At 75.5% G+C, this 17,013-nt stretch carries 14 protein-coding genes and 2 pseudogenes; 7 read left to right on the top strand and 9 right to left on the bottom strand.

Annotated elements, in window-relative coordinates; all coding sequences use genetic code 11:
- The first annotated feature begins 400 nt into the window (after window positions 1-400).
- The gene (locus ACGFZ2_RS32635; protein ID WP_111132775.1) at window positions 401-658 is read left to right on the top strand and encodes a DUF3040 domain-containing protein; all 258 of its coding nucleotides are present in this window, start codon (window positions 401-403) and stop codon (window positions 656-658) included.
- Window positions 659-762: 104 nt separating this feature from the next.
- On the opposite strand, the gene ACGFZ2_RS32640 is transcribed toward ACGFZ2_RS32635, so the two are convergent.
- The 3 genes and pseudogenes from ACGFZ2_RS32640 to ACGFZ2_RS32650 all read right to left on the bottom strand — a co-directional run.
- Complete coding sequence (locus ACGFZ2_RS32640) at window positions 763-1,872, bottom strand: SWIM zinc finger family protein (protein WP_393460492.1); 1,110 nt, start codon at window positions 1,870-1,872, stop codon at window positions 763-765.
- Window positions 1,869-4,349: pseudogene (locus ACGFZ2_RS32645) on the bottom strand (DEAD/DEAH box helicase); the annotation flags it as partial. The gene ACGFZ2_RS32640 and the pseudogene ACGFZ2_RS32645, both read right to left, overlap by 4 nt.
- A 93-nt stretch (window positions 4,350-4,442) precedes the next feature.
- Window positions 4,443-5,147: pseudogene (locus tag ACGFZ2_RS32650) on the bottom strand (ATP-dependent helicase); the annotation flags it as partial.
- Between the two features lie 228 nt (window positions 5,148-5,375).
- On the opposite strand from ACGFZ2_RS32650, the gene ACGFZ2_RS32655 reads away from it, so the two are divergent.
- Window positions 5,376-7,559, top strand: a complete 2,184-nt coding sequence (locus ACGFZ2_RS32655) for a N,N-dimethylformamidase beta subunit family domain-containing protein (RefSeq protein WP_393460495.1) — start codon at window positions 5,376-5,378, stop codon at window positions 7,557-7,559.
- Between the two features lie 58 nt (window positions 7,560-7,617).
- Window positions 7,618-8,490 carry a carbohydrate kinase family protein gene (locus ACGFZ2_RS32660; protein ID WP_393460498.1) on the top strand — a complete coding sequence of 291 codons (873 nt, stop codon included), beginning with the start codon at window positions 7,618-7,620 and terminating at the stop codon, window positions 8,488-8,490.
- A gap of 37 nt (window positions 8,491-8,527) precedes the next feature.
- On the opposite strand, the gene ACGFZ2_RS32665 is transcribed toward ACGFZ2_RS32660, so the two are convergent.
- Window positions 8,528-9,049 (bottom strand): DinB family protein, encoded by a 522-nt coding sequence (locus tag ACGFZ2_RS32665; protein WP_393263102.1) that lies wholly within the window; start codon window positions 9,047-9,049, stop codon window positions 8,528-8,530.
- 151 nt (window positions 9,050-9,200) lie between these two features.
- On the opposite strand from ACGFZ2_RS32665, the gene ACGFZ2_RS32670 reads away from it, so the two are divergent.
- Window positions 9,201-9,407: a hypothetical protein gene (locus ACGFZ2_RS32670; protein ID WP_393460501.1), complete on the top strand. Its 207-nt coding sequence runs from the start codon at window positions 9,201-9,203 to the stop codon at window positions 9,405-9,407.
- A 99-nt stretch (window positions 9,408-9,506) separates the two neighbouring features.
- Here the strand turns inward: ACGFZ2_RS32670 and ACGFZ2_RS32675 are convergent, their stop codons facing one another.
- Window positions 9,507-10,652, bottom strand: a complete 1,146-nt coding sequence (locus ACGFZ2_RS32675; protein ID WP_350707785.1) for a polysaccharide pyruvyl transferase family protein — start codon at window positions 10,650-10,652, stop codon at window positions 9,507-9,509.
- Between the two features lie 137 nt (window positions 10,653-10,789).
- Window positions 10,790-11,371: a TetR/AcrR family transcriptional regulator gene (locus tag ACGFZ2_RS32680; RefSeq protein ID WP_393263105.1), complete on the bottom strand. Its 582-nt coding sequence runs from the start codon at window positions 11,369-11,371 to the stop codon at window positions 10,790-10,792.
- A gap of 75 nt (window positions 11,372-11,446) precedes the next feature.
- Here ACGFZ2_RS32680 and ACGFZ2_RS32685 point away from each other — a divergent pair, with 75 nt between their 5' ends.
- On the top strand, window positions 11,447-12,028 hold the full coding sequence (locus ACGFZ2_RS32685) for a dihydrofolate reductase family protein (protein ID WP_393460504.1): 582 nt from the start codon (window positions 11,447-11,449) through the stop codon (window positions 12,026-12,028).
- 109 nt (window positions 12,029-12,137) lie between these two features.
- Complete coding sequence (locus tag ACGFZ2_RS32690) at window positions 12,138-12,878, top strand: SDR family NAD(P)-dependent oxidoreductase (protein ID WP_393460507.1); 741 nt, start codon at window positions 12,138-12,140, stop codon at window positions 12,876-12,878.
- Window positions 12,879-12,961: 83 nt separating this feature from the next.
- Here ACGFZ2_RS32690 and ACGFZ2_RS32695 read toward each other — a convergent pair whose 3' ends face one another.
- Window positions 12,962-13,759: an alpha/beta fold hydrolase gene (locus ACGFZ2_RS32695; RefSeq protein WP_393460510.1), complete on the bottom strand. Its 798-nt coding sequence runs from the start codon at window positions 13,757-13,759 to the stop codon at window positions 12,962-12,964.
- 121 nt (window positions 13,760-13,880) lie between these two features.
- Here ACGFZ2_RS32695 and ACGFZ2_RS32700 point away from each other — a divergent pair, with 121 nt between their 5' ends.
- Window positions 13,881-14,468, top strand: a complete 588-nt coding sequence (locus ACGFZ2_RS32700) for a GNAT family N-acetyltransferase (protein ID WP_393460513.1) — start codon at window positions 13,881-13,883, stop codon at window positions 14,466-14,468.
- 74 nt (window positions 14,469-14,542) lie between these two features.
- On the opposite strand, the gene ACGFZ2_RS32705 is transcribed toward ACGFZ2_RS32700, so the two are convergent.
- The gene (locus tag ACGFZ2_RS32705; protein WP_393263113.1) at window positions 14,543-14,989 is read right to left on the bottom strand and encodes a GNAT family N-acetyltransferase; all 447 of its coding nucleotides are present in this window, start codon (window positions 14,987-14,989) and stop codon (window positions 14,543-14,545) included.
- An 82-nt stretch (window positions 14,990-15,071) separates the two neighbouring features.
- Window positions 15,072-16,922 carry a sigma-70 family RNA polymerase sigma factor gene (locus ACGFZ2_RS32710; protein ID WP_393460516.1) on the bottom strand — a complete coding sequence of 617 codons (1,851 nt, stop codon included), beginning with the start codon at window positions 16,920-16,922 and terminating at the stop codon, window positions 15,072-15,074.
- Window positions 16,923-17,013: the final 91 nt, after the last annotated feature.

Below are 17,013 nucleotides of genomic sequence, written 5' to 3' on the forward strand. Positions count from 1 at the left end.
CTGGGAACGCCGCGACGACATCCACGAAGCCTTCCTCGGCCTCGCCACCTGCATCATCACGTACCGACACGTCACCCGGCTTTGTTAGGACCTCTTAAGACGGCCCTCAGCGCGGCGCGGCGGGCGCGGTTTCCCGCCCGCCCCGGCACGGACCTCCCGAGCAGGGCGTACGTGACACGCCACGGGCCGGACGTAACGATTTCCGGCCAGCCGACGCTTGCCGCCGCGTTCAGTGACACAGGCAAATTTAAGGTGCGGATAAGCCTGCCCTGAGGCGCCCGTTCCCCGGGTCGGGCACGCCGCCGCCCGGGCGGGCGGCAAAGTAGCACCAGGACGGGAGCGTGAGCCGCCGCCGCAGCGGGTATGCCGCCGAACCGCTGAACGCGTGAGGGGAAGGCACATGCTCAGCAAAGAGGATCAGCGCAGGTTCGAGCAGATCACCCGTCACCTCCGGGAGAGTGACCCGGCGTTCTTCGCCCGGCTCGACCACCGGGCCCGGGCCCGCCGGAGCCGGTGGCTGATGCTTCTGACCATCGTGCTGTGGGCCTCGCTCCCGGCGATGACCGTGCTGGCCGGCCGGCTGGCGGGGGCCATCTGCGCGGTGGTGCTGGTGGCCAACGCCGCACTCATGTGGCGGTTCCGCCGCCGCTGGCTGTGACCGGGCGACGACGGTCCCGGCGGGCCGGCGCGGCCGCGCCGGCCCGCCGGAGGCACCGCGCCGGGTGACACCGGCCGGCGATCCGCCGGAGGGGAAGGACGTCCTTACCGGCCGAGCAGCCGGTACGCCCGCCGCAGCCGTTCGACCAGGCCGGGCCCGCCGATGGCGGGAGCCGGCGCGCCGAGCTGCCGCAGCAGCAGGTCGGGCCCGGTCGCCAGGCTGGGCGGACGGTCGGGCAGCGGGACGGGCGGCAGCCAGAACCGGTCGACCGACTCGGCCAGCGGCGCCGGCGGCAGGCCGGCCAGGGCCCGCGCGGCCCCGACCGGCGGAGGGTCCACGGTGTCCCGCCGGTCGCCGGAGCCGGCCCGGTCGACAATGGACGGCCTGCCGCCGGCATCGCGGGGCCGCCCGGCGGACGGCCCGCCGCCGGCGGCATCGCGGGACTCCGGTGCGGACGGCGTGGCGCCGACACTGCGGCGCTCCGCGGTGGACGGCGCGGCGCCGACACTGCGGCGCTCCACGGTGGACGGCCCGCCGCCGGCATCGCCGCCGGGCCCGGTGGACGGGTTGGCCGGCGCATCGGCGACGGCGGTCCCGGCCCGCAGGGCGCGCAGCCGGTCGAGCAGCTCGGCCCGGCCCCGGCCCCGCCAGTGCAGCAGCTGGAACGGGTCGGCGTCGAACGCCTCGGCCAGCAGGTAGAAGGTGGCCGCGAGGTGCTTGCACGGCACGGCGAAGTCGGGGCAGCTGCACCGCTGGCGCAGCTCCGCCACCCCGGCCGGGAAGAGCGGGGCGCCGGCCGCCGCGAACAGCTCCTCCAGCTCCGGGGGCAGGTCGCCGGCGAGCAGCCGGGCGCTGAAGAACGCCTGGGCGGCCAGGTCCGCCTCGACGCGGGACCACAGCTCCGGCGGGAACGGGGTCAGCGCGATGCTCACCTCGTACGGCTGCGCGCGGGAGCCCTGCACCACGGCGCTGACGGTGCCCGGGGCGACGTGCAGGCGGACGACCTGGCCGGCCCGCGCGTACGCCCGGCCGCGGGTCAGCCGGGTGCCGAGGGCGAAGGACTCCAGCACCTCCAGGAAGCGCCGCGACCACCAGGACCGGCCGATGGCGCCCCGGGTGCTGCGCGCCTTCAGCCCGCCGTCGACCCGGCGCGGACGGCCGTAGTCGGCGAAGCGGCCGGTCGCCCCGCCGTCGCGTTCGGGCTGCCCGCTCACTCCACCACCGCCCCGGCGTCCAGGGTGAACAGCTCACGCAGCTGCGCGGTGGACAGCTCGGTCACCCACTGCTCGCCGGTGCCGACGACGGACGCGGCGAGGCTCCGCTTGTCGGCGATCAGCGCCGCCACCTTCTCCTCCACCGTGCCGGCGCAGACGAACTTGCGGACCTGCACCCGGCGCCGCTGGCCGATCCGGAAGGCCCGGTCGGTGGCCTGGTCCTCGACGGCCGGGTTCCACCACCGGTCGACGTGCACCACGTGGTTGGCCTCGGTGAGGGTGAGCCCGGTGCCGCCGGCCTTGAGCGACAGCACGAAGATCGCCGGCCCGGCCGGGGACTGGAACCGGGTGACCATCGCGTCCCGGTCGGCCTTGCCGACGCCGCCGTGCAGGAAGAGCACCTCCCGGCCGAACCGGGCCGACAGGTGGCCGCGCAGCATGCCGCCGAACTCGGCGTACTGGGTGAACAGCAGGGCGCGCTCCCCCGCCGCCAGGACCTCGTCCAGGATCTCCTCCAGCCGGGCCAGCTTGCCGGAGCGGCCGTCCAGCGCCGACCCGTCACGCAGCAGCTGGGCCGGGTGGTTGCAGACCTGCTTGAGCCGGGTCATGGTGGCCAGCACCAGCCCGCGCCGCTCGATGCCGTCGCTGGACTCGATCCGGGCCAGCATGTCGTCGACCACCGCCCGGTAGAGCGACGCCTGCTCGGCGGTGAGGTTGCAGAGCACCTCCATCTCCAGCTTCTCCGGCAGGTCGGAGATAATCGAGGAGTCGGTCTTGAGCCGGCGCAGCACGAACGGGCCGGTGATCCGGCGCAACCGCTCGGCCGCCTCGGCGTCGCCGTGCCGCTCGATCGGCTCCGCGTACGCCTTCTTGAAGGTCGCCGCCGGGCCCAGCAGGCCCGGGTTGGCGAACTGCATGATCGACCAGAGGTCGGCCAGCCGGTTCTCCACCGGCGTGCCGGTCACCGCGATCCGGTGCCGGGCGGGCAGCGCGCGGACCGCCTCGGCCTGCCGGGTGGCGGCGTTCTTGATCGCCTGGGCCTCGTCGACCACCACCCGGTGCCAGTCGATGCCGGCCAGGTCGACCGCGTCCCGGGCCGCCACCGAGTAGGTGGTGACGACCAGGTCCGCCTCGTGCACGGCCGTCGCGAACGCCGCCCCCCGCGCCCGTTCCGCGCCGTGGTGCACGTGTACGCGCAGCCCCGGCGTGAACCGGGACGCCTCCCGCTGCCAGTTGCCCACCAGCGACATCGGGCAGACCAGCAGCGTCGGGCCGGCCTCCGGCGGGTCCTGCGCGAGCAGGGCGAGCAGTTGCACCGTCTTGCCGAGCCCCATGTCGTCGGCGAGCACCCCGCCGAGCCCGAGCGACTGCAGGAACGCCAGCCAGGCCAGCCCCCGCCGCTGGTACGGCCGCAGCGTGCCGTGGAACCCGGGCGGCGGATCGAGCGGGGTGAGGCGCCGCTCCACCGCCCCGGCCAGCAGGTCGCCGAGCGCGCCGTCCGCGCTCACCTCCAGCACCGGCAGGGCGTCGGGCTGACCGCCGTCGGCCAGGCCCAGGCGGAGCAGGTCGGCCACGGTCAGCTCGCCGGAGGAACGGAGCAGCCGCAGGCCGGCCGCGAGGCGCTTCGGGTCCAGCTCCACCCACCGCCCGCGCAGCCGCACCAGCGGGGTCTTCAGCGCGGCCAGTGACGCCAACTCCTCGGCCGTCAGCGGCTGGTCGCCGAGGGCCACCTCCCAGCGGTAGTCGACCAGGGCGTCCAGCCCGACGCCGCCGCCCGCGGCGACGGTGCCCGGAGCGGTCCGGCTGCGGGCCTGCAACCGGGCGCCCAGCCGCGACGAGGGACGCCGCCACCAGGACGGCAACAGCACGGCGAAGCCGGCGGCGTGCAGCACCGGCGCGCCCTCGCGGAGGAACCGGTGCGCGCCCTCGACGTCCAGCTCCAGCGCCTCCGGCGTCGCGGTGCGCAGGGCGGTGTCCAGTTCGGGCCAGAGCCGGCTGGCCCGGCCCAGCTCGGCGAGCAGGGTCTCCTGCGGGTCGTCCCGCCGGCCGGCCAGCCCGGCGACGGTCTCCGGCGACCGCCAGACCTGCCCGGCGTCCACGTGCAGGCTCGGCTCGTCGGCCGCCTGGAGCCCGAACTCGACCCGCCACGTCCCGTTCGTCGCGACCGGTGCCGCCGGGTCGGCCAGCACCACGACGACCGGCTCGGCGATCTCGTCGGCGGGTGGCTCGACCAGGCGGAAGCTCGCCCGCACCGCGCCGCCGGCCGCGTCGCGCTGCCAGGCGGCCAGCTCGGCACGGAGGGTGTCCAGCGCGGCCGGCTCGGCGGCGAAGTCCCGGACCGGTCCGGAGAGGGCGGCCAGCCAGGCCGGCACGGCGCCGTTCGGGCGTACGCCCCGGGCCAGCGCGGTCTCCGCGAGAGCCGCCCGGACCGCGGCGTCCGTGAGCACGTCGAGCGCGTCGGCGACCAGCGCACCCGGCCCGTCGTCGATGCCCGGCCCGTCGTCGACGGTGGCGCGCCGGCGGCCGGACGCGTTGGCGGTGGCGCCCGGGCGGGCCGACGCGTCGGCGGTGGCGCGTGCGGCCGGCGGCAGGGCCAGCGCCAGCGCCCGCGCCCAGGCGGCGTCCGTCCCGGTCAGCAGGGGCCGCCACACCGCCCGGGCGGACACCCGCTGCCCGTCCACCGTGGACCAGTCGCCGCCCTGCGACGCGCGGCGGCGCGTGCCGTCGTGGCCGGGTTTCCCCGACCTGCCCGCCCCCTCGGGCCGCCCGGTCGGCGCGGGGACGCCGTCGGTGGAGACCGCCGGCGCCGGGGCGGCGAGGCCGGGCAGGACCCGGCCCCGGGCCGCCAACTCGACCGCGAAGTCGGCCAGCTCGGCGAGGTGGCGCAGGGTCGCGCCGGGCACGACGGCCAGCCCGTCGAGCCCGCGCAGCAGGGCCAGGGCGGCGTCCGGGGCGTACCGGAGGACCGGAACACGCCACCCGGCGAGGGTGACCGGCCCACGGACCGGCTCCGCGACGGCGGTGCGGACCAGCTCCGGCGAGTCCAGCGGCGAGCCCGCCCGGGTGGGGAGGGTGAGCAGCGCTGTGCCGAGGTCGGCCGGATCGGCCGCCTCGGCCAGCGCGGCGGCCAGCGTCGGGTGGCCGGCCGCGAACGGGTGCGGCCGCTCCCGGGGCGCGCGGCCGGGGCGGCGCGGCGCGCGGGCCGGCAGCGTGCTGTCCTCGGCCCAGACGGCGAGCCCGACGCCCCACCGCCACACCCCGTGGACGACCAGCACCCGTCCCCCTCCTCGTGACGACTCGGCGAGGATATCGGGCCGGCCGCGACCCCGAGCGCACGCCGTGCCCGGTGTGGCCGGAGGCGCCGGACGGGCCCGGATCGTCCGATCGGTCGGTCTCCGCCGTCTTCCGAACGACTTTCGGCGCCGCCTCCTCACCCCTCCCCCAGCGGCCCTCGGTCGGCGGCTAGATTGCGCTGGCTGGACAACGGGGAAGGCTCTTCACAAATGTCACTGCGCGTCCACCGTCGGATCACCCGGCGTCGTGTGTTGGCCTCGGGTGGCGCGCTGGCCGCAGCCACCGCCGCGCCCTCGGTGCTCGCGGCGCCCGCCGCGCCCGCCCGGGCCGACGGCCTCGGCTACGACCCCGAGCAGCGGTTCATCCAGCTGGTGGGCGGCGGGAACGGGGTCATCTTCGCCATCCAGGCCGACGGGTCGCTGCTCTGGTACCGGCACTGGGGCTGGCAGACCGGCGTGACCGGGTGGGCCACCGGCTCCGGCCGCAAGATCGGCTCGGGCTGGCACCAGTTCCGCACCGTCCTCGGCAGCACCGACGGCTCGCTCTACGGCGTGCGGGCGGACGGCACGATCCACTACTACCGCTACGTCTGCACCAACTACACCACCGGGGCCGGCTACTGGAGCGGCAGCAGGCAGATCGGCAGCGGCTTCCAGAAGTTCCCCCGCCTCTTCGGCTTCGGCGGCACGGTCTACGGGGTCGACGCCGAGGGCGACCTGTACGGCTACCAGTACACCCCGTCGACGGGGAAGTGGACCGGCGGCAGCCGGATCACCCGGGGCTTCAAGAGCTTCCAGGGCGTGGCGGACGGCTCCGGGGTGATCTACGCGTACCGGCACGGCGCCATCTACTGGTACCAGCACCTGGGCGGCGGCAGGTGGGCGGCCGGCTCCGGCATCCGGATCGGCAACGGCTTCAACGAGCTGACCATCAACGGGCTGATCTGCGTCGGGCAGGGCACCCTCTACGGCGTGCAGCCGAGCGACCCCACCCGGCGCGCCACCGGCAGCCTGGTCACCTACCGGATCACCAACTGGTCCAAGGCGGGCGCCGACCGGCGGGCGACCTGGGCCAACGGCGGCTCCGGCCGCACCGTCGGCAGCGGCTTCACCCTGCAGAGCCAGGCCGCCCTCCAGGGGTACGCGCGGACGCCGACCGTGACCGCCGGCTCGACCGCGCGGATCGCGGTCTCCACCACCTTCCCGACGCTCACCGCGTCGGTCGTGCGGGTGGCGCCGAGCGAGGGCGCGCCGGAGGTGGTGAAGAATCCGACCGGCGTGACGGGCAGGCTCCAGGTGCTGCCGACCGGCTACCTCCAGTCGGGCTGCGACTGGTCGGACACGCTGACGCTGTCGATCCCCGAGAGCTGGCCGTCCGGCCTGTACGCGGCCCGGCTGGAGGGCCCGCACAAGCTGCGCCGGCACGTGCCGTTCGTGGTGAAGCCGGCGACGCCCCGGCACGACATCGCGATGCTGCTGCCGACGAACACCTACCACGCGTACAACACGTGGGGCGGGCACTACCAGTACTGCGGGGACATGGCGGGGACGCGCACGTTCTCGCTGCGCCGGCCGTCGACGGAGCTGAACGTCGAGGCGACCGGCAACCTGGAGCACACCCTCTGGTCGGACGTGCTGCTGATGCGCTGGATGACCGGGCAGGGGCTGGAGTTCGACTGCTACGACGACACCGACCTCCACGTCTCCGGCGGCTGGCTGGCCCGGTACCGGGTGCTGGTGCTCGGCAGCCACCCCGAGTACTGGTCGGAGGAGATGCGCCAGCACCTCGCCGACTACCTCGCCGGCGGCGGCCGGGTGATCTACGCCGGCGGCAACGGTCTCTACGAGCGGGTGCGGTTCAGCGCGGACCACAGCGCCGTCACGTTCCGCACCCCGGAGGGGCGGCGGGACACCTACAACTCGCTGGGCCTGCCCGCCTCGCAACTCCTGGGGGTCAACTACACCAGCGCCAGCTGGTTCACCTTCGCCCCGTACGCGGTCCTGCGCGACCACGAGCTGCTGGCCGGCACCGGCCTGACCGTGGGCAGCCGCTTCGGCCTCGCCGGCTACAACGGCGCGGCCAGCGGCTGGGAGACCGACGCCATGCTCGGCCTGGACGGCGAGGCCGATTCGACCGAGGTCATCGCCCGGGGGCAGAACACCGGCGGCGGCGCGGCCATGGTGCTGGTCGAGAAGCCCAACGGCGGCTTCGTCTTCAGCGCCTCCTCGATCACCTTCGCCGGGGCGCTGGCGACCGACGCCGCGATGTCCCGGCTCTTCCGCAACGTCTTCGACCTCGCGCTGGCCGAGGGCCCGGCGGTCCGCCGGACGACGGCGCCGCGGCAGCGCACCGCCCCCGCGCCCGACCAGCTCGAACCCCAGCCGCTGGAGTGATCCCCGGAGCGGGTCGGCCGGCAGCGCGCTGCCGACCCGCTCCGGCTAGGGTCGGCGCATGTTCGACCTCCTCGTGATCGGTGGCCTCGGCGTGGACGTGCGGGTGCGGGTGCCCGCGATCCCGCTGCCCGCCGCGGACTCCGTCACCGTCGACCCCATCGAGCTGCGGATCGGCAACACCGGTTCCGGGCTGGCGCTCGCCGCGCACGCGCTCGGGCTCCGGGTGGCGGTGGTCGACGTCCTCGGCGCGGACCCGGCCGGGGACGTGGTCCGGGCGGCGCTGGCCCGCGCCGGTGTGCACGCCGTGCTCGGCGACGCCCCGGCCGGCACCCGACGGTCGGTGAACATGGTGGACCCGGCGGGGCGGCGGATGTCGCTCTACGACCCGCGTCCGTGGCGGGGGCCGGCCCCGTTCACGGCGGCCGAGCTGGCGACGCTGGTCCGCGACTCGGCGCACGTGCATCTGTCGATCATGGACTGGGTCCCTCCCCTGCTGCCCGCCCTGCGCGCCGGGCTCGCCGACGGGGCCGTCCTCTCCACCGACCTGCACGACTGGGACGGCGAGAACCCCTACCACCGCCCCTTCGCGGAGGCGGCCGACCTGGTCTTCGTCAGCGGGGTCCGGCTGGGCGCGGGCTCCGCCGCGCTGGCCGCCGCGCTGGCGCCCCGCACGGTGCTGGTGACCCACGGGGCGGACGGCGCCGACCTGCACGCCGGCGACGGCGGGCCGACCCGGGTGCCCGCCGCCGAGGCGCCCGCCCCGGTCGTCGACACCAACGGCGCCGGGGACGCGTTCGCGGCGGGCGTGATCGCCGCCCGGCTGCGTGGCGCGCCACCGGCCGCCGCGGCGGCGTACGGGGCCCGGGTCGCGGCGGCGGCCTGCACCCACGACGGCATGGAGTACCCGGCCGGCCTGCTGCCGCGCCCCTGACGTCGGGGTGCGGGCGGCACCGCCTCCCCGGTGGCCGTCAGACGGCGCCGGTGGCGCCGTCGGTCAGCTCGCGGAGGATGTCGGCGTGCCCGGCGTGCCGGGCGGTCTCCTCGACCATGTGCACCAGGATCCAGCGCAGCGAGACCTCGCCGAGCTGCGGGTGCGGGACGACGTGGTCGAGGTCGAACCGCCCGGCGACCTCCCGGGATCGGGCGCAGGCCCGCTCGTACGCCCCGGCGAGCCGCTCGACGGTGTCCTCCGCCGTCAGCGCGAAGCTCGCCGACGCGTCCTCCTCGGAGGTGAGGTAGACGTCGCCCGGGCCGGGGGCGAGCAGGCACGGGAACCAGTTCCGCTCCACCAGGGTCAGGTGCTTGACGAGGCCGGCGACGGTGGTGGCCGAGGGCACCAGCCGGCGGGCCGCGTCGGCGTCGGACAGCCCGCGCAGCTTGCGCAGCAGCACACCACGGTGGAAGTCGAGGAACGCTTCGAGCACGGCCCGCTCGTCGCCCGTGCGGGCCAGTACCGGGCCGAGCGTGGGGTCGATCCGAATCTCCGCCATCCGTGGACCCTAGTCGTCCGGCGGGCCGCGCACTGCCCTCGCCGTGCCGTCCGGCGGGCCCGCGCGCTGCCCTCGCCGTGCCGTCCAGCGGGCCCGCGCGCTGCCGCGCTATCCGCTGCGGGGGTCGGGCCGGGCGGGGCAGGATGGGCGCATGGCATCAACGGCAGAAATCCCGCTGGCGGGTGGCCCGGCCGACGGCGAGACGGTCACCGTCGAGCTGGACACGAACGGCCGCCCGCCGCTGACCCACCACCACCTCGGCCCGGAGGGGCTGGCCGCGGCGGAGATCTACGAGCTGGAGTCCGTGGATGCCGGGGCCGACCGGTGGCGCTACTGCTGGCGCGGGCCGGCGGTCTGAGCCCCGCTCGGGGCCCGGGCCCGCGTTCGGCGGCGGTCGGCGCCGGCGCGGAGCCCGGGCCCGGTCCGGCGGCGGGACGGGGCCGGTGGGCGTCACCCCTCAGGACACCCCGCTCAGTGTGCGGGCGCGGAGGCTCTCCAGCACCGCACGGGTGACCTGCGAGGTCCCCCGGGCCTCGTCGCACACGCCGGCGACCCGCCGGGCGGTGGCCTCGGCCCGCTTCTCCCGCTCGTCCCAGAGCCGGTCGACCTCGGCCAGCAGCGGGCCCTCCACCTCCCGCTCCACGCCCCGCAGCGCCGGCACACCGAGCCGCTGGGCCAGGTCGAAGACCTTTCCGGCGTACGGCAGCGGCAGGAACGGCGTGCCGACCATCGCAGCGAAGATCAGGAAGTGCAGCCGCATGCCGACGGCCAGGTCGAAGTGACGCATCAGCCCGAGCACCTGCTCGGGCTGGTAGCTGCCGTGCAGGATCCGGCCCCGCTCGGCGGCGGTCATGTGCGACAACACGCCGTGCGAGTGCCGGATGTCGTCGCGCTCCATCGGGACGAAGAGCACGTACGCGTCGATCCGGTGCACGAGGAAGTCGCCGATCTGGGCCAGCAGGCGGTGGTAGCCGTCGACGTCGAGCCGCTCGGCGGCCCGGCCCGGCTCCCGTACGCTCATCCCGACCAGCCGCTTCCCGGCCGGCACGCCCTCCTCGCGGAGCAGCTCCGCCGGGAAGTCCTCGGGTTCGAGCAGGAACGCCGGGTCCGCGGTGACCGTGATCGGGTTGAGCAGCCCCGCCTCCTCCAGCACCATCCGCGACTCCTGGTCCCGCACGGTCACCTGGGCGGCGCTGGCCAGGGTCTCCCGCACCATCCCGGTGTCGATGCTCTCGCTGAGCGGCCCGACCCCCACCGCGTACGTCAGCAACGGCAGCCCGCGCTCCTGGGCGACCCGGACCACGCGCAGGTAGCGGCGGGCCTCCCGGTCGTAGAGGATGCCGCCGCCGCCGAGGATCAGCACGTCGAGCTGGCCCAGGACCAGCGCGGAGTCGGTGCGGCTGATCCCCTCCCACGGCACCGCCTCGACGTCGGGGTGGGCGACCCGGGTGTGCTCGGGGTTACGGGAGAAGACGATGATCCGCCCGTCCGGCTCCTGCTCCCGCAGGTCTGCCAGGAGGCCGGTCAGGATCGCCTCGTCGCCGAGGTTGCGGCCCCCGTACGAGCCGAGCACGCCGATCGTCAGTCCGCCGCCACGCGTCATCCGTCGCTCCTCCCCAGGTGCGTCCGGAGGCGGTTTCCCGCTGCGCCGGGGAACACTCCTGGGCGGCCGGCCCGGGCGGGGCACACGCCCCGTCGGGTCCGGTTCCCGGGTGTCCGGGCGTGGTCACGTTCCGTGGGTCACCGGTCGGTCGCGCCGCCCACCAGTCGGGACACGAACGCCACGATCACCTCGTCGGGGTCGAAACCGGCGTCGATGGACGTGCTGAGCAGGTCGAGCAGCAGCCCGTCCATGGCGTAGTGCAGCAGGGCGACCTCGAACGCGCCGCCCGGCAACCCGGACGCGACATGGAACGCGACGTCGTCGCGGTAGCCCCGGCGCAGCGTGTCGCCGAGGACCCGGGCCAGGTCGGGCCGGCGGACCGCCTCCAGCCGCAGCTCGATCAGGGCCCGGGTGAGGTCGGGCTGCCGGGTGGTCCGCTCGACGATGTACCGCAGGTAGTCGACGAACAGCTCCAGCGACGGCTCGCGGGCGCCCAGCTCGGCCAGTACCCCCTCGTCCGGGGCGAACCGCTCCATGATCCGCTCGCCGAGCGCGCCGAGCAGGGCGTCGCGTGAGCGGAAGTAGTTGGAGGCGGTGCCCGTCGGCACGCCCGCCTCGGCGTCGACGGCCCGGTGGGTGAGCCCCCGCGCCCCCGTTGCCGCCAGCACCCGCAGCCCCGCGTCCGCCAGGGCCGCCCGCCGCTCCACGTTCCGCGCCATGAGAAGAACCCTAGCAGGATCCACGACGGCTGTAGTACAGTCATCCACGACACCAGTAGTGATTGGGGAACCGGTTTGCGCAAGCTCGTGTACTACGTCGCCAGCACCCTCGACGGCTTCATCGCCGCCCCCGACGGGTCGCCCGACTTCCTCCGTCTGGACGCCGACGTGGCCGCGCACCTGGCGGCGAACTGGTCACAGACGCTCCCCACGTTCACCCACCCGCAGTTCGGCATCGACGAGCCGGAGGGCCGCTTCGACGCCCTGGTGATGGGCCGGGCCACCTACGACCCGGCCCTCAAGATCGGCGTCACCAGCCCGTACGCCCACCTGAAGCAGTACGTCTTCTCCCGCACCCTGCCCCCGGCCGCCGAGCCGGAGGTGGAGATCGTCTCCACCGACCCGGTCGAGTTCGTCCGCGAGCTGAAGCGCCGGCCCGGCCGCGACATCTGGCTCTGCGGTGGCGGCCAGCTCGCCGGCCAGCTCCTGCCCGAGGTCGACGAGCTGATCATCAAGCTCAACCCGTACGTGATCGGCAGCGGCATCCCGCTCGCCGACCGCGGATTCGACCCGCGCCGGTTCGACCTGGTAAGCACCCGCCCGTTCGACAGTGGGGTCGTCATCCTCCACTACGCCCGCCCCGCCCAAGCAGGGTAACCGGGCCGCCGAGGGGGCGGACGCGGGAATCGGACCCCGCGTCGGCCCCGGAACGAGGCGTCCGATCGCCGCCAGACCGGGATCGGCCGCCCCACCGACGATCATTGGCATGACGACACTGAACGGAAAGGTCGCCCTGGTCACCGGCGGCACCCGGGGCATCGGCGCCGCCGTCGCCCTGCGCCTGGCGCAGGACGGGGCCGACGTGGCGATCACGTACGAGCACTCCACCGACCGCGCGGCGGTGGTGGTCAAGCAGGTCGAGGCGCTCGGCCGGCGGGCGCTGGCGGTCCGGGCCGACAGCGCCGACCCGGCCGCCGTCCGCGACGCGGTCGACCGGACGGCCGCGGAGCTGGGCCGGCTGGACATCCTGGTCAACAACGCCGGGGTCTTCCTGGTCGGCCCGGTGACGGAACTGGGCGACGACGAGGTGGAGCGGACGCTCGCGGTCAACGTCCGGGCCCCCTTCCTCGCCGCGCAGGCCGCCGCGCGCCACCTCACCGAGGGCGGCCGGATCATCAACATCGGCAGCAACGTCGGGGAGCGGGCCGTCTTCCCCGGCCTGTCGCTCTACTCGATGAGCAAGACCGCGCTGGTCGGCCTGACCCGGGGCCTCGCCCGGGAACTCGGGCCGCGCGGGATCACGGCCAACCTGGTGAATCCGGGGCCGACGGACACCGACGCCAACCCCGCGGACGGGCCGAACGCCGCCGCGATCGCGGGCTTCACCGCTCTCGGCCGCTACGCCGCGCCGGCCGACATCGCCGCGACCGTCGCGCACCTGGCCGGCCCGGAGGCCGGCTACGTCACCGGGGCGGTGGTCAACGTGGACGGCGGCTTCACCAGCTGACCCGGCGCCGGGCGCGGCGGTGCTCCCGGGCCCGCCGCGCCCAGCCCCGGTCCACGTCCAGCCCGGCCCGGCGGGTCCCGGCGTCAGCCGGGCGTCGCCACGGGATGGGTCAGGAACGGCAGGACCGCGGCCGGCAGCGCCGGCGAGGCCGCGATGTCGTAGTGGGTGAGCCCGGGCAGCACGGCCAGCCGGGAGGCCGGCCGGTCGGCGCCGTCCCAGCCGGCGTCCCGGTGGCCACCACCGAGCAGCCCGAAGAACTCCACCATGTGCGCCGTGCTGACCGAGTCGGCGTCGGCGAAGACGAGCAGAGTGGGCACGACGAGGGCGGCCACCTCGGCCGACCAGTCGTAGTCGCGCCGCAGCAGCTCGCCCGTCTTCGCCCAGAGCGTGGGCCACTCCTCCGGCCGGGGCGCGATCCGCGTGTAGAGCTGGTGCGGCGGGGTGCCACGCATCCGCTCGCCCGCCTCCTCGTCGGGCTCGGGCATGCCCGCCAGCACCTCCGGATACCAGCCCTGCCGCCGGCACGGCGCGGAGACGACGACCAGCCGGCGCACCAGCGCCGGATGCTGGATCGCGGTACGCAGCGCCACGCCGCCACCGAGCGAATAACCCAGCAGGTCTGCCTCGGCCAGGCCGAGCCGGGTGACAAGCGCCGCGACGTCGTCGGCCATCGACTCGAAACGCAGCGGACGGTCGACGTCGGCGGTGCGCCCGTGCCCCTGGAGGTCGACCGCGATCACCCGGCGACGCCCGGCCAGGGCCGGCAGGATCGCCGAGAACATCTCCACCGCCCCGAAGCCGCCGTGCAACAGCAGCAACGGCGGGCCCTCGCCGTGCTCCTCCCACCACAGGCGCAGCCCGTTGACCTCCGCGTAGCTCACCCCCTCATCCAACCTCGTCCGTACGGCATCCGCCGGCCGTCCGGCGGTGGGGCGGCCGAGGAGCTGTGCACCCGGGCACTGCGGACGGCGTACGGGGGCGAGGAGGTGGCACGATGACGCGATGTCGGTTCCCACGCGGGTCGCCCTGCGTCCGCAGTACCCGGTCCGCACCGAGCGGCTGCTGCTGCGGCCGCTGACCGGCGGTGACGTCGACGCGCTGCTCGCCTACCGCAGCCGACCGGACGTGTGCCGCTACGTGCCCTTCGAGCCGATGACCCGCCAGGTCGTCGTCGACCGGATCTCGTCGGTGTGGGCGCGCCGGGAACTCACCGACGAGGGGCAGTCGCTGACGCTCGGCGTCGAGGTCGCCGACACCGGCGAACTGGTGGGCGACGTGGTGCTGTTCTGGCACAGCCGCCTGCACGGGAGCGGCGAACTCGGCTACGCGGTGAATCCCGCCTTCGGCGGCCACGGCTACGCCACCGAGGCGGCGCGGGCCCTGCTCCGCCTCGGCTTCGAGGACCTCGGCCTGCACCGCGTCGTCGCGCGGGTCGACGAGCGCAACGACCCGTCGGCGCGGCTGGCGCGCAGGCTGGGGATGCGGCAGGAGGCCCGCCTGGTCGAGAACGAGTTCTTCAAGGGCGGGTGGAGCACCGAACTCGTCTTCGCGATACTCGCCGACGAGTGGGCCGCGCGTCGCGGGATCTGAACCTGCCGGGCCGAGGGGCCACGGCGACACGCACCGGAGGCCGCCGGCCGGCACCGGCGTGCCGTCCTCCCCGGCTACAGCCGCTTGCGCATCTGGAGAGCCGTCACCTCGAAGCCCATCTGTTCGTACAACGTCCGGGCGGGAAGGTTGAAGCCGAAGACGCTCAGGCCGATGGAGACGACTCCCCACTCCCGGCACAGCTTCTCGACCGCCTGGATCATGGCGCGGCCGTAGCCCTTCCGCCGCAGGTCCGCCCGCACCTCGAAGTCGTAGCCGAAGGCGTGCGGCCCGTCCGACTTCTGTTCGACGTGGAGCCACAGCATGCCGACCTCGTCGTCGCCGTCGTAGGCCGCCCACAGGTGGTGGCCCTCCGTCGCCAGGCCGTCGGGCAGCAGTTTCCCGTAGTCCTCCTGCGCCTTTCGGCGCGCCTCCGGCAGCGGCATCGCCCCGGAATCGCAGATGTTCTGCGCGTAGCTCTCCTCCGCCCGCTCCCGGTAGCGGAGGTACTGCCTGTCGGTCATCGGCTCGAGCCTCAGGGTCACCATCCCCGGCACCGTATGCCAATCCCCGCTTCCGGGCTGCCCCGCGCAGCCGCCGTCCCGGCTATCCCGGCCGGACGCACGGGTCGGTGACCGTGTAGGTCGCGCTCCGCGCCGTGCGGCCGTCCGCTGTGGTCGCCCGTACGGACCAGGTCAGCGTCGGCGCACGCAGCCGCCCGACGGTCACCCGCGCGGCCGATCCGTCCGTCGTCATGGCCCGGACCGACGTCCTGCCCCCGGTGGGTGTCCAGTGAACCTCGGCACCGCCGAGCGTGGCACTGCCGGTGGCCTGCACCACGAGGCTGTACGTGTCCGCGCCACAGCGCACCCGCGCGGTGGCGGAGACCGTGAACGGCGTGGCAACCTGCGGTGTGCCGGTCGGCCGGGGCACGGTCGGTGGTCTGGAGGTGGCCGGTGCGGCGCCACCCGGCACCACACCGGGCGCGGCGGGCGCATCGGTCCGGACGGCCCCGTCACCGCCCGCCGGCCCGGCCACGGTCCCGGGCGTCGAGGCGGTGCCGGCCGGCACCGGCGTGTCGGCTCGGGTGCCGGCTGGCGTGGCCGAGCCGGACGGCAGCGGCGCGGCGGCGGGCTCCGCCGGGCCACCGGCCGGTGATGCGAGCGCCTCGGAGACCGGTCGGCCGGAGCCGTCCCGGCTGGCGGTCGGGCGACCGGTCGTCAGTGCCCAGGTGCCGAGGACGGCGAGAAGGATCAGTAGAGCCGCGGTCGCGGCCATCCGCCGACGGCGCCGGTCGCGGCCCGGCGGGGTCGTCCGCACCGCGTGGTCCGCACCGGCGGCGGGCCGGGTGGTACGAGACCGGCCGGATCGTGGCGCCACCGCACGGTGCGTCGCACCGCCCGGCACCACCGCACCGCCCGGCACCGCCTCGCCGGCCGGGGCCACCGCCGCACCGTCCGGGGCCGCGGCCTCACCGCCCGGGGTCACCGCCGCACCGTCCGGGGCCGCGGCCTCACCGCCCGGGGCCACCGCCTCGCCGGCCGGGGTCACCGCCGTACCGTCCTGGGCCACCGTTCCGCCGGTCGTCGGCGTGGGCCCGTCGACGAATCTGTCCGCCGGCCCGGTATCCCCCGACCCGGAGGGTTCGTCGGCCGCCGGGTCGGCCAGGGCACCGGTCGCGCAGACCTCGGCCAGCCTCGGCCACACCGTGTCCGCGACGACCAGGAAGGCCGGCGCCGTGTACGCCGACAGCAGCACGGACGGGCTGAGCTGTTCCCGTCGGACCAGTCCGCACACCGCGCAGCTCTCGATGTGCCGCGAGACCCGCTTGCGCAGGGTCGGCGTGAGCCGCCCCTGCCAGCCGTCGATCAGGCCGGCGAGGGTGGGGCAGTCCCGGGCCCCGGTACGGGCCACCAGCAGCGCCCCCAGCGCCCGTTCGAGCTGCGAACGGGCACGCGACAGGCGGGCGTGCGCGTGGTTCGCGGGCACCCCGAGGGCCGCGCCGATGTCGGCGGACGACAGGTCGTGGCGGATGGCCAGGTGCACCACCTCGCGGTCGCCCGGGTTCAGCGCGGCGGCGGCGGTGTGCACCAGGTCGCGTACCTGCTCGGCGTTGACGCCCGTGGCCGGGTCGGCGGCGTCGGCCACCGGCTCGTCGGCCTCCTCCAGCGGCAGGGAGCGGGCCCGCTCCCGGAGCTGCCGGAGGCATTCGTTGCGCACGATCGCGTACAACCAGGGGCGCAGCCGGTCGGGCTCCCGGAGCTGGCCGATGCGCTGGCTCGCGGTGAGGAAGGCGTCGTGGACGGCGTCCGCGGCGGCCTCCGGCTCGCGCAGCATGGTCCGGGCGTACGTGTACAGCCGGTCGGCGTACCGCCGGTACATGCCCTCCAGCCCGGCCCGCTCGCCGCGGCGCACCGCCTCGACCAGTGCGGTGTCGTCCTGTGCCGCCGTGTCCATCCGTGTCCCTCGCTGCTCCTCGACGCGTCCAGTAAAGCCGCCGAATTTTTTCTTCGGGAGTTTCTGTTGGCATCCCGACCCCACCGCGCTC

The sequence above is a fragment of the Micromonospora sp. NPDC048063 genome (genome assembly GCF_043202855.1).
Taxonomy (GTDB): Bacteria; Actinomycetota; Actinomycetes; order Mycobacteriales; family Micromonosporaceae; genus Micromonospora.